This window comes from Clostridium sartagoforme AAU1 (assembly GCF_000401215.1).
In the GTDB taxonomy this organism is placed as follows: Bacteria; Bacillota; Clostridia; order Clostridiales; family Clostridiaceae; genus Clostridium; species Clostridium sartagoforme.
This window is the reverse complement of sequence record NZ_ASRV01000166.1, coordinates 1-12670: the sequence shown is the minus strand read 5'-3', so window position 1 is coordinate 12670 and position 12670 is coordinate 1. Positions and strand designations below refer to the sequence as shown.

The window sequence follows — 12670 nt, the reverse complement described above, 5'->3', positions numbered from 1 at the left end:
ATATAATTCTCCTCATAAATTATTAATATTCTTTAATTAAATTAATATCATAAAAAACACTTTATATTTTATCACATTTAAATCATTAGATATATTTTTATAGAATATAGACTTATATTTTTCATTTTGTCTATGATAAGATAATGTAAATATATTATTCTACTAAAAAGGACAATTCATATGAGTATTGAAAACAAATTAACTACTGCCTCTAAATCAGATATAATTTTAGATAACGGACCTTTTTATCATGGAACAAAGTCTCACATTATTTAACGGATAAAAGACTTTCAGGAAATCCTACTAGTTCTTATCGTACAGCCTTCCCATTAAAAGTAATTGGAGAAATAACTGAATGGAAAGGCCATTCACAAGAAGAACTTAAAAATATGAAAGATAATTTAAATAAACTAAAAGAACAAGGAATTGAAGCTATTAATGAATAAAGGGAGAGGTTAGTCCTTCCCTTTCTTTATATTCTCTTACGAAAGAGCTATTTTATTGTTAAGTTTTATGTCGTAATATAGCTTCTTAACTTCAATAAATTCACTATTACTTTTATTAAAAATCGCTCTTGTGTATTTAAGTTCCTTTATAATAAAATAAAATTGCGTTATTTTATACTAATATTATTTTAAAGAGGAGTACTTATGAACCTAAATATAGAATCAAATCAAAGAACAAATTTTTTAGAATTTATAAAAAAAGAAATAGTATTAATTATCTCTATATCTTTAGCTATACTTAGTTGTGTATTTTCAGTTCCAAAGTTATCTTATATTGATTTTAGGGTTTTAATACTTTTATTCAATTTAATGATAGTTGTTTCTTCCTTCAATGAATTAAAGGTACTAGATTCTATTGCAACTAAAATATTAAAAAGATGTACATCTTATACTTCTATAACTTTCACCTTAGTTTTTATTACTTTAATATCATCTATGTTTGTAACAAATGATGTAGCTTTATTAACCTTTATTCCCTTAACTATAATAATAGGCAAAAAAACAAATTTGAGCCCACTAAAAATAGTTATATTTCAGACTATTGCAGCTAATCTTGGAAGTAGCTTCACCCCTATGGGTAATCCACAAAATCTTTTTATTTATTCCTTTTATAAATTAGGAATTATGGAATTTTTTAAAGCAACTTTTCCATTATTATTAATATCAATTATTTTATTAATATTTTCATATTAAAAGAAAAAAATAAAAAATTAAAAATTCAATTAAAAACTATAAATATTAAAAACAAAAAAGAAGTTATTGTTTTTTCAATTCTATTCTTTATAATTTTGCTATCCGTATTCCATTTAGTAGATTATAGATTCACATTTTTAATTACTATACTTACTGTATTATTGTTTAATAAAAGCTTATTTTTTAAAGTAGATTACTCTCTTTTATTAACTTTTATCGGATTCTTTGTATTCATTGGCAATATATCTACTTTAGATAGTGTAAAAAACTTTATGGAACAAATATTAAATAGTAAACAATCTACCTTTACTTACTCAATTATTGTAAGTCAAGTAATTAGTAATGTACCTGCGACTATGCTATTATCAGGATTTACAAACTCAGTTAGAGAGTTACTTCTTGGAGTTAATATAGGCGGCCTAGGAACATTAATTGCTTCACTTGCTAGTGTCATTTCCTTTAAACTTTATATAAATGAATTTCCAGAAGAAAGTAATAAGTATTTAAAATCTTTTACATTTTATAATATTTTAGGACTAGCTATAATAATTCCTTTGATTTACTTAATACTATTTTGTATTTAATATTAACTTTTTAATTTCTATAAAAATCCACCTCAAATACTAAGTATAAATACCTAATATTTGAGGTGAACTTTATAAGTTGTTTCTATTAGACTGAACTTATTTGGAAAGTCCTACAATTCCAAATGAACCTGGTCCTCCATGAGTTGTAATTACACAGCCTGTTTGCATCCATGTAACTTTTTCAAATCCCATTTCCTTTACTTTATCTTCAGCCAATTTACGGATGGCCTCTGATAATCCTATTGACCACAATAGATACACTTCTTTTTTATCTAAATTTTTATCATTGCTGTATTCTTCTATTAGTTTGGGAATTATACTTTCCATTTTTCCCCTATACTTTTTCTTGGCTACTAAATATCCATTTTCAATTTCAATTGATGGATGTATTCTTAGTATTTTACCACCTATAAATACGGCATTACTTACACGGCCTCCTGCTCTAAGGTACTCCAATTCAGCAGGAACAAAACACATTTTAGTATTATCACTTATTCTGCTTACTTCTTTTAATAATTCTTCCATAGTAACATCAGGATTTTCTTTTAGATATTTAGCTGTTTGAATAACAACTGCCGCCTGACCAACTGATACATTCTTAGTATCAAAGCTTGTAACATAATCTCTATGCTCTGCAGCTATTAGTGCACTTTGGTAAGAACAAGTTGTTACCGCTGAATATGCCAAATGTAATATTTGTTTATCTGGATATAATCTGTGAATATCATCAAATACCTTTTCAAAATCCTGTGGTGAACTTCCACTTGTCTTTGGTATTTTATTTGTATTGTTATAATACTCACAAATTTTTTCTACTGGAAAAGTTCCATCATCATAAGTATTATCTCCCATAGTAACATGCATTGGAACAAGGAAAATCCCCATTTCTTTTGCAATGTCTTTTGTAATATCTGAACCTGTTTCTGCTACTAATATAATATTATTCATCCTTAATTACCCTTCTATTGTTTATTTGTATATAATCAACTTTACATATATATTTATATTATACCATTGTTTTTATAATTTTATAATTTTTTCTTACTTTCTAATATCTCTACAAACTTTGTAGAAGCTAGTGAAAGTGGAACCTTCTTTAAATAGCATACACCAATACTTCTGCTTGGTATTTCTTCTAAAATCTTAACTTCATAAAGCAATCCTTTTTCTAAATATTCTTTTGAAAATTCTTTTACTACACAAGCAATACCTAAGTTTATTTTTGCAAACTCTAATAATAAATCAAAAGATCCAAGTTCAAACTCTGGAGATATTTTTATCCCTTTTGATAACATGAACTTCTCTACATACTTTCTTGAATTTGAACTAGGTTCTAGAAATATCAAAGGATATTTAACCATTTCTTCTAATGAAATTTTTTTCTTTGTTAAGTCTTTATATTTTTCTCCACAAACAAAAATATCTTTAACCTTTCCACAGGGTATTACTTCTAATGAAGATTCATTAATTGGAAGATTACAAATTGCAATATCAATTTCTCCACTCTTAATTAAATCACAAAGTTCTGATGTAGTTCCATTTATAATTTTAAATTTAAGATTAGGATATTTATTATGAAATACTTCTAAATATGAAAGCAAAAAATATTTAGATATAGTGTCTCCTACTCCAATTTTCAGCTCTCCCACAGTTAAATCCTTAGATTCTAATATTTTTTCTTCTCCTGAACTTATTAAGTTAATTGCTGAGTTTACATATTCAAATAAAAGTTTTCCTTCATTAGTTAAAGATACCCCTTTTGGTGTTCTATTAAAAAGTCTAATATCTAATTCTCTTTCTAACTGCATTACAGCCTGACTTACAGCTGGTTGTGTCATATAAAGCTCTTTTGATGCTTTTGAAAAGCTTTTGCTCTTTGCCACCTGACAAAATACTTTATATAAGTCTAATTTAGCAATCATATAAGTACTCCTTATATCATTTATTAATTCTATTTATTTTACTTATACCACTTATTGTTGTATAGTACAAGAGTATTAAGTATTTAAAACAAATTTAAAATTGTTAGGAGAGATTGTTTTGGAAAGAGTTGTTGGTACAGTTGTTAGAGGACTTCGTTGCCCTATCATTAAAGAAGGGGATAAAATTGAAGATATCGTTGTAGAAAGTGTACTTAAAGCTTCTGAAGCTGAGGGCTTTACTATAAATGATAAAGATATAGTTACTGTAACTGAATCAATAGTTGCACGTGCTCAAGGAAATTATGCTTCAATAGATAATATAGCTACAGATATTAAAGCTAAATTTGGTGACGATACTATTGGTGTAATATTTCCAATTCTAAGTCGTAACCGTTTTGCAATTTGTCTTCGTGGTATAGCAAAGGGAGCTAAAAAGATAGTATTAATGCTAAGTTATCCATCTGATGAAGTTGGAAATCACTTAGTTGATTTAGATATGTTAGATGATAAAGGTGTTAATCCTTGGACAGATGTTTTAACAGAAAAAGATTTCCGTAATTTATTTGGACATAATAAACATCCTTTCACAGGTGTTGATTATATTGATTATTATAAATCTTTAGTAGAGGAATATGGTGTTGAGTGTGAAGTAATATTCTCAAACAATCCTAAAACTATATTAAATTATACAAAGAGTGTTCTTACTTGTGACATTCACACAAGATTTAGAACTAAGAAAATTTTAAAAGCAAATGGCGGAGAAAAAATTTATAGTCTTGATAATATATTATGTGAATCTATTGATGGAAGTGGATGTAATGAAGCTTATGGATTATTAGGTTCAAATAAATCAACTGAAAATACTATTAAACTATTCCCAAGAAACTGTCAACCTGTAGTTGATAAGATTCAATCAATCTTAAAAGAAAAGACTGGTAAGACAGTTGAAGTTATGATTTATGGGGATGGCGCTTTTAAAGATCCTGTAGGTAAGATTTGGGAACTAGCTGATCCAGTAGTTTCACCAGCCTTCACTAAAGGACTTGAAGGTCAACCAAATGAAATTAAACTTAAATATTTAGCAGATAATGAATTTGCAAACCTTAAAGGTGAAGAACTTAAAAATGCAATTTCAGAATATATTAAAAATAAAGATTCTGATTTAACTGGTAATATGGCTTCACAAGGAACTACTCCTAGAAGACTTACTGACCTTATAGGTTCATTATCAGATTTAACTTCAGGAAGTGGAGATAAGGGAACTCCTATTATATTTATTCAAGGTTATTTCGATAATTATACAAAGTAATAAATTAAAAAGTATCTACTACGAACAGATAAAAAATCTATTAGTAGTAGGTACTTTTTAATTAAAAATATTTTTAAAATTGTTTTTATAAGTATTTATTAGTTGCCTATTTATCCATATGACTTATCTATCAATATCCTAATAATCTAGCTTATTACTTTCAATAACACCTAAAACATTTTTATTTGTAGTAACTACTCTTGGTATCTTAATTTGATTTTTAGAGATTCCTTTCATAAATAAAAATTCTTTTACCTTGTTAAAAGTTCCTTCTTCAAGCATTATTACTTTTGGCATTGCTAATCCACTTTTACTTCTAAAGCGCTTGTACGCTAAATTGCAATTTCTAAGTTCTTCATCTAGCGTAATCTCTATACTTCTAACTAATTCTTTTGTAACTTTTCCTTTAACTTCAAAGTAAAATTGATATCTACCTGGTGTTATTGAATTATCAGCCACTGTTGTATAATCTATTAAATCAAGTTTTAGTCTATTTTTTGTATTTCTAATTGCATCTGTTAAATGTTCCTCTGTTGTTTTCTCTGATACCATGTTTAACACTTGATTTCTTCTATATAAAAATTCTATTTCAGGTGAATTATTATAAAAGCCTACTACCTTAACAACATCACCTATCCTATATCTATAAAGACCTGTGTAAGTAGTAATAACTATTTCATAACTTTTTCCTATTTCTAGTTCATCTGAGCAAAATGTTTTGGGATTATTTTCACTTAATTCTTCTGATGGAATAAACTCATAAAAAACTGTATCTGGTATTATTACATATCTTATATCTTTAACATATGGATTTATTCCCATAATACCTTCTGATGCAGCATAACAAGGTGAATATATTTGAACTGGTCCTAAATAATACTTTACCGCCTCATCATAAATTGTAAAATTAGCCCCTGTAACAGAAGCTATATACTGTAAGTTTGGCCATACTCTTTTGCATATTCCTTTAAATCCCTTTTTAAATTCATTTTCTAATTCATCTGCTCTGCTTGCATTTGGTGTTAAGTATTTATTTAATTCTTTTCTAGTTTCTTCATTAATATTCAGTGTTTTACTTATCCTTCCTTGGCGGATATCTTTTACTAATTTATCTGAATTCTTTTCCATAACTCTTAATAAATCTAGTATATTTGAAATAAAAACCCCAGATATATATAATAATTTTTTCTCTTTTAACCCAAAAAGTACGTGTAAATAAAGTGCTACTTCTTTCTCTTTAATCTCCATAACTTCATAAGGTGAAGTATATAAATATGGTAATAGAGTTTTTATACCATTAATTCCACCTGAAGTAGCTGAACAAATAGGGATTCCCCCCTTAGTATAAGTACTCATAACAATATCTGCAATCATTAATCCCTTACCATAATTCCAATCTTCTTTTAAGTTATTATAAGAAAATCTACTTATTAATAATGCCATATATTTTGCAGCCTTCATCCTACTAGATTTTGTTACAGGAACTAACTTTTGTTTGCCTGTTGTCCCTGAAGTATGACCAAAATATTCAACCTTTTCTGTTATTAATATATTTTCTTCACCATTAGCCATACGTTTAATATAATTATCATAATAAAAATATTCAGTTAATGGTACTTTCATCTTGAAATCCTCTACTGAAAATATATTTATAAACTTGAATTTTTTTCCTATTTCACTACTAACATTTTTAGATAAAATATTAAGTAGTAATTCATTATTTACTTTCTTAAAGCTTTTAGTTTCTTTATTAAACTTTTTTTCTACAACTCCTCCACAGCCAATAATTGTCCTATAAAGTAAATTACTTATTATGGACATACTTGTACACTTCCTATGATAGTTTTTCATAAGCATTATATGAAGCTGGTTTAAAACTGTTAATAAATTGTTACAATAGAAATCTCAAATTTTCATGTGCAATACGTTTTAACTATATTTATTACTTATTCTTATTTCTAACAACATATAATAATTTATCTACATATCTTTTATCCATTTGTACATACCTTGAGCCATTTTCACTAGAAGTTTTTCAGCTTCCACTATCCATAATATATTGATCTATATCAACATATTCTTGCCATGAATCATTTTCATATTTATCAGAAGGCTGAGTCATAGATGGGTAAGCCAATTTTATCTTTTTACTATCTTTCAATTGAATATTATAAAAGAATTCTCCCTTATTTTTTCCTCTATCAACAAATCCAGTATCTACATATTCTATATCGCTAAAATTGTATTTGTTACCCTTTAAGTTATAAAAGCTATAATCATAAATACCATCTTCTGTAACTACCACTACGCTAGTTATTACTATGTATATAAGTGGAATTATTATTAATATCAAAAATTTATTAACTCTTCCCCATAGAACTAAACCTTGATTCCTAGAATGCTCTTTTTACTTTTCTTAAAAATAACATTCTAATTCTAATAGCCACTATTGCTAGTATTACAAATAATAGATATGAGTATGGATATTTTATAAAGTAAGTTAAATACTCTCCTTTTACAAATAACTTTCTTTGTATAAATGCAATTCCTATATAAAATGCTATAAAGGATATTACTATTACTGCTATCAATAGAATGTAAAATATAAAGGATACTATATGCCTTAGCAAATCTACTGAAGCACTGTATCTTTTATTGTACACTTTTAAATAATTTCTGATATTATAAGCAACTAAAGTAAGTCCAAGTATAACAAAAACTATGTTCAACACTATATTTTCATAATTTTTATCACATATGTTTATAAATAGCCAAAGTACTGGCCCCAAAGCTATAAGTATAGATGAGAATAGTCCATATTTAATATACTTTTCATCTTTCATTTATATCACTCCTTAAAGTTTTTTTCATTATAACTCTTAAGTACTTCATCTAAATCTTTTCCTTTAAGTAACTTTATAACTAAGGGGGCTAATAAAAATATGGCATCTTTATAACCTAGTTGTATATTTCTTTCTATAACCTCTTTCTTTATTCTTAAAGCACCTATTCCACTAAGGATTTCAAGAGGTTCAGAGGGATAGATTTCAATTATATTATTTTTAAATCCTTCTTTATTTATTTTGTTCTTGTAGGATAAATGTACGACTAGTATAATATCTAAATCATAGTTCTTCATGGGATAAAGTGGCACATTATCTACATTAATTTTACTATAAAGAGGAGATTGTATTCCTCCATCTGCATATCTTATTCCATTAATTGATAAAGGTTTAAAAAGATGTGGTATAGCACAAGAAGCCAAAACTTTAAGTTTCAATTCTTCTTCATTACATTCATTTAACCTAAAATATTCTGGTTTTTCTTCATCTATATTGTAGGCTGTAGCATAAAGATCTTTATTAGAACTTTTTATTAAATTAACATCAGCATATTCATCAATAAATTCTTTTATTCCTCTTTGAGAAAGTAGTCCTATATCATAAAGTCTAACTTGCTCTAAAATATTTGTTTCTATATTAATACTTTTTATTTTTTCTAATAATTTCCCAGTTTTTCTTTCTCTTGATTCTTCTTGTCTAATCAAAAAACGTGAATAATTTAAACTTCCCCAGCTCACATCAACTATCTTTGGATCATCCATAGAAAAAAGAAGTCCATTTATTGCACCAATTGAAGTTCCTGATATAACTTTTATATTTTCTACTAACTCTAATTCCTTTAAAGCTTTGTAAACACCAACTTCATAAGCCCCCTTAGCTCCACCCCCTGATAAGACTAATCCAATTTCAATATTTGGTAAATCCTTTTGCATCTTCCTCTCCTCCTTTCACATATATTTTATATTATATATATTTTTATTATATCCTTAACAAGCAATTTATTTTTTATTCTTTTAAAATATTCTACATTCTAAATAACTTAATAAAGTCTTTCCTCAAAGTATATATTATATAGGTTCTATTTTAGAAATTACTCTATGTATTTATTAATCAAATCTATCTATCTTAAAAAGTTCTAAATCTTTATCTACTTCTCCTAAGTATAATTTACTTAACATCATTCCACCTAAAATAGCAAATAAAATTCCATTTGCACCATATCCTAAGCAATACCACAATTTTTTATTTTTAGGATCTTTACCTAAAAACCCCAAATTATCTTGAGTAGATGCAAAAGCCCCACAGTATTTATATTCTATTCCTATATCTAGACTTGGAAACATACTTTTTAGTCTTTGTTCTAACTTTTCATAACTTTTATTACATAGCTCTTCATTAAATATATCTGGCAAAAAATTTATATCTTCTCCTCCAATTATTATTCTATTATCATCTGTGGTTCTTAAGTAATTATAAGGATCTTCATTGTCTCTAATAACTGTATTCTTATAAATATCTTCTATATTGTTTAGTGGCTTTGTTGCAATATTAAAGGTTGTAGTTTTAATACCAAGGTTTCTTTTTGTAAAAAGAGTTGTATTATATCCCGTAGCCACAATAAGTATTTTTCCTTTAACTTTATGACCATAAACTGTTTCTGCTATTACTCCATCTTCATTGTATTGAATTTTTATAACTTCAGTATTTTCATATACCTTTAAACCCTTTTTAGTACTTACATCTAGCAAGGCATGAGTATATTTATAAGGATCGAAGTGTGCTCCTCCAGCCTTACTTGAAACACCAGCTTTTACATCTAAAGAAAATGGATTATTCTCTTTATTAATAAATTCTACATCTAATCCACCCTCTTTTCTGATTTCATATTCTTCTTCCATTTCTTTTATTTCTAAATTCTTTGCTGTATATAAAAAACTATCTACTCTTTTAAAATCACAGGCATTACCATATTCATTAATGAACTCTTCAATTTCATTTAATGCCTTTAACCCTAACTTATAAGATTTTATAACATTATCAATAGATGTATAAGATTTTAACTCCAGAGCATTACTATCTAATTCATATTGAAGAAGAGATGTTGTTATACTAGTACTTCCATGAGCTATTCTAGACTTTTCTAAAATTACTGCATTAATATTATTTTTAGTAAAATAATATCCTAAAATAGCTCCTGTTACTCCTCCTCCTACTATTATTACGTCTGTATTTATGTCTTCAGTTAAATAATCATATTGCTTAGTTACTTTGTTTATTCTAGTAAAAATACAATCTCCTTGTACATATTGAATATCTATAATAATCCCCTGCCTTCTTATCATAATCAATTTATATATTTGTTTATATTTGATATTTATTATTTCAAACATTATTATTTTTTTAAATTTCACTTTATTTATACATTGGTAGCTTTATATTCTTATAAAAAAATTAAGCAATTATCTAGGTTAACTTTTAAGAATTTTTTAATTAATTAATTAATTAATAGAATTCTAGAATAACTTGTAATTTATAATATTTTCTACTAAAAATCAAATACTATTATTAGGAGGTGAAGATTTGAGAGCAATAAAAGTTAGAATAAAAGACAAACATATAATTAGTTATTTAAAAGATAAAATTCTTATTACTCAACATCTTGAAAATATGATGATAATTTTAATTAATCAAGATTTAAATCAAAATAATGGTAACAACTTTAAATTTTTAACCAACGGAAGAGTTATGAGAGCCGTATTCACAAATAGTAGTGGTGGCAAATTGAAAAAAGATGTGGATTATATTAAAAACTATTATAAAAATAATTCTCTAATGAATGATATAATAGATGTTACTAAGGAATTAAAAATCCATAACATTGTTGAACAAATTAAAAATATAAGAAAGAATTATATATCTACTTATACCAAATCACAAATGGGTGATTTCAAAGCAAATAAACCATCTACCAAATCATTAGCTCTTGCAAATCATATAACATTATATATGGATGGTTATAAATCTATGACATTTAAAAGGAAAAATATAATAGGCCTAAATTTAAATGATAAAATGATTTATACTCATGTAAAGCATGAGCCCTTATTGAGAATAGTAAAAGATTTAAATAATATAAAAAATATTAACTTGAACTATTCAAATGGTTATATTTATATGATAATAAATTATACCCATCCTAAAATACATATTATTCCTGCTGAAAAAGTAAAATATGCCGGATTAGATATTGGAATTAAAAATTTAGCTTCAATATATGTGCACGATAACACGACTAAATCATTAATAATTAGTGGAAAAAAATTTATTAGCTATAATTCTAGCTTTAATAAACTAATTTCAAAATTAGATAAGGATATTAATGAACTTGAAAAGACTAGCAACTTCGAAAAAGTTAACTATTTAAATTATTATAAAAAATTTCTTTATGAAAAAAAATATTTCTTTTTTTCAGAATTTCATAAACTCTCAAAATACATATTAATATATTTAAAAGATAACGATGTAACACATTTAGTATTATCAAAAACAATAAACGAATTAAAAAACAATGGTAAATGTAAAATATCAAAAAATATAAAGAACCATTTTCTTCAAATACCTATAGTAAAATTAATAAATGATATTTGTTTAAAAGCTCCAAGTTTTAATATAAACGTAATAGAAATTGATGAATCATATACATCTAAGACTTCGTGTTTAAGTGGTGACATTTTCGAAGTAAAATCAAAAGCCTTTAACAATTCAATCTCAACTGATGTTTTCGGAGGAAGACGAGTTAAAAGAGGATTGTTTAAAGACTATAAATACAATAAAATAATAAATGCTGATTTAAATGCAGCCTTTAATATTTGTAAGTATGGTAGCTTTGAAATAAATAATTTTGAAAATATTAAAATTCATTACTATAAATTATGTAATCCCATAAAAATATATACGATGGCAATCTAATATTAGTAGCTTAATCGAATAAAAGGATTTTTCCTAACGTAAAATGTTTACGGCGAGGGGTCAAAGCAGAAATTGAATATTTCAGTCAAAGCCTACTTATTAATAATTTTAAATACTTATTATTTTTACATAGAAATTTATGAATAATATATTATTTAAAAGTTATACTATTAGTATCTAATTAAATATATAAATAAGCCGTGAATTTCTTCACGGCTTATTATGGTGGAGGCGAGGGGTATCGAACCCCTGTCCGAAAGCAGACCAGCCTGACTTTCTACGAGCGTAGTTTGTGACTAAAATTTCGGTCCTTAGTTCGCTCACAAACAAACTCCTAATTTCCTAGCTTCATGAATACCCCTTTAGCTCAAAGCTTTGCTAAACTTCGTTTCCCACTTCAATGACACCAGTGATCCAGAGCGTGGGCACCCTGGGCTGATGAACAGCTATATTAAGCTGCTAATGCAAAATTGTCTTCTGCGTTTATCTTTAATGCATACTTTATTATCGAGGTGACATGCTTGCCTCGGCCCGCTTATCAAACCCATCTTACCCCCGTCGAAGCCAAAACGCCCCCATGTTAGGTAAATTAGTTTAACGCGAAATATTCAATTTTGACTATGTGTAAATTATATATTATATAATTTACTGTGTCAACTTAGATTAAATCCTTGATTCCCATGATTTTCTTATAATCTAAAGTTAACTTTATATAATGTATAACTTTTATATACTTATATTATAATACTTTATATTTATTTTAAAGTTAATTTTATTAGCATTTTGGGAAAAAGCTTCTTATATTTCTATTTTTATAGTTAGCTTAATAGTAAAAACAAGA

Annotated in this window: 11 protein-coding genes, 1 other RNA gene and 1 pseudogene; 5 read left to right on the top strand and 8 right to left on the bottom strand. The window is 26.4% G+C overall.

Going from position 1 to position 12670, the window contains the following annotated elements:
* Positions 1–311: 311 nt before the first annotated feature.
* The 3 genes and pseudogenes from A500_RS22090 to A500_RS21385 form a co-directional block, all read left to right on the top strand.
* A pseudogene (locus tag A500_RS22090) lies at positions 312–446 on the top strand (NAD(+)--rifampin ADP-ribosyltransferase); the annotation flags it as partial.
* A gap of 204 nt (positions 447–650) precedes the next feature.
* Positions 651–1199, top strand: coding sequence for an SLC13 family permease (locus tag A500_RS21390; protein WP_016208199.1), 549 nt, complete (start codon positions 651–653; stop codon positions 1197–1199).
* Positions 1200–1294: 95 nt separating this feature from the next.
* The gene (locus A500_RS21385) at positions 1295–1783 is read left to right on the top strand and encodes a transporter permease (RefSeq protein WP_242835137.1); all 489 of its coding nucleotides are present in this window, start codon (positions 1295–1297) and stop codon (positions 1781–1783) included.
* 99 nt (positions 1784–1882) lie between these two features.
* Here A500_RS21385 and A500_RS13880 read toward each other — a convergent pair whose 3' ends face one another.
* Together A500_RS13880 and A500_RS13875 are read right to left on the bottom strand one after the other, a co-directional pair.
* A complete protein-coding gene (locus A500_RS13880; protein ID WP_016208197.1) occupies positions 1883–2734 on the bottom strand; it encodes a DegV family protein in 852 nt (283 codons plus the stop codon).
* 80 nt (positions 2735–2814) lie between these two features.
* The gene (locus A500_RS13875) at positions 2815–3708 is read right to left on the bottom strand and encodes a LysR family transcriptional regulator (RefSeq protein WP_016208196.1); all 894 of its coding nucleotides are present in this window, start codon (positions 3706–3708) and stop codon (positions 2815–2817) included.
* A gap of 118 nt (positions 3709–3826) precedes the next feature.
* Between A500_RS13875 and A500_RS13870 the strand changes: the two genes are divergently transcribed.
* On the top strand, positions 3827–5017 hold the full coding sequence (locus tag A500_RS13870) for a coenzyme F420-0:L-glutamate ligase (protein ID WP_016208195.1): 1191 nt from the start codon (positions 3827–3829) through the stop codon (positions 5015–5017).
* Between the two features lie 138 nt (positions 5018–5155).
* Here A500_RS13870 and A500_RS13865 read toward each other — a convergent pair whose 3' ends face one another.
* The 5 genes from A500_RS13865 to A500_RS13845 all read right to left on the bottom strand — a co-directional run bounded on the left by A500_RS13865 (position 5156) and on the right by A500_RS13845 (position 10178).
* A complete protein-coding gene (locus A500_RS13865; RefSeq protein WP_016208194.1) occupies positions 5156–6838 on the bottom strand; it encodes a GH3 auxin-responsive promoter family protein in 1683 nt (560 codons plus the stop codon).
* Between the two features lie 214 nt (positions 6839–7052).
* A complete protein-coding gene (locus A500_RS13860) occupies positions 7053–7370 on the bottom strand; it encodes a hypothetical protein (protein WP_040436894.1) in 318 nt (105 codons plus the stop codon).
* Positions 7371–7410: 40 nt separating this feature from the next.
* Positions 7411–7860, bottom strand: a complete 450-nt coding sequence (locus A500_RS13855) for a hypothetical protein (protein WP_040436893.1) — start codon at positions 7858–7860, stop codon at positions 7411–7413.
* Between the two features lie 5 nt (positions 7861–7865).
* The gene (locus A500_RS13850; RefSeq protein ID WP_016208193.1) at positions 7866–8792 is read right to left on the bottom strand and encodes a patatin-like phospholipase family protein; all 927 of its coding nucleotides are present in this window, start codon (positions 8790–8792) and stop codon (positions 7866–7868) included.
* A 174-nt stretch (positions 8793–8966) separates the two neighbouring features.
* On the bottom strand, positions 8967–10178 hold the full coding sequence (locus A500_RS13845; protein ID WP_040436896.1) for an NAD(P)/FAD-dependent oxidoreductase: 1212 nt from the start codon (positions 10176–10178) through the stop codon (positions 8967–8969).
* Between the two features lie 262 nt (positions 10179–10440).
* Here A500_RS13845 and A500_RS13840 point away from each other — a divergent pair, with 262 nt between their 5' ends.
* On the top strand, positions 10441–11829 hold the full coding sequence (locus A500_RS13840; protein WP_016208191.1) for a zinc ribbon domain-containing protein: 1389 nt from the start codon (positions 10441–10443) through the stop codon (positions 11827–11829).
* A gap of 223 nt (positions 11830–12052) precedes the next feature.
* Here A500_RS13840 and ssrA read toward each other — a convergent pair.
* Positions 12053–12406, bottom strand: a transfer-messenger RNA (tmRNA) gene (ssrA, locus tag A500_RS20055).
* Between the last annotated feature and the right edge of the window lie 264 nt (positions 12407–12670).

Excerpts from the sequence above, each read along its gene's own strand:
- A500_RS13880 (WP_016208197.1), bottom strand. The coding sequence starts at position 2,734 with ATGAATAATATTATATTAGTAGCAGAAACAGGTTCAGATATTACAAAA.
- A500_RS13850 (WP_016208193.1), bottom strand. The coding sequence starts at position 8,792 with ATGCAAAAGGATTTACCAAATATTGAAATTGGATTAGTCTTATCAGGG.
- A500_RS13855 (WP_040436893.1), bottom strand. The coding sequence starts at position 7,860 with ATGAAAGATGAAAAGTATATTAAATATGGACTATTCTCATCTATACTT.
- A500_RS21390 (WP_016208199.1), top strand. The coding sequence starts at position 651 with ATGAACCTAAATATAGAATCAAATCAAAGAACAAATTTTTTAGAATTT.
- A500_RS13875 (WP_016208196.1), bottom strand. The coding sequence starts at position 3,708 with ATGATTGCTAAATTAGACTTATATAAAGTATTTTGTCAGGTGGCAAAG.
- A500_RS13865 (WP_016208194.1), bottom strand. The coding sequence starts at position 6,838 with ATGTCCATAATAAGTAATTTACTTTATAGGACAATTATTGGCTGTGGA.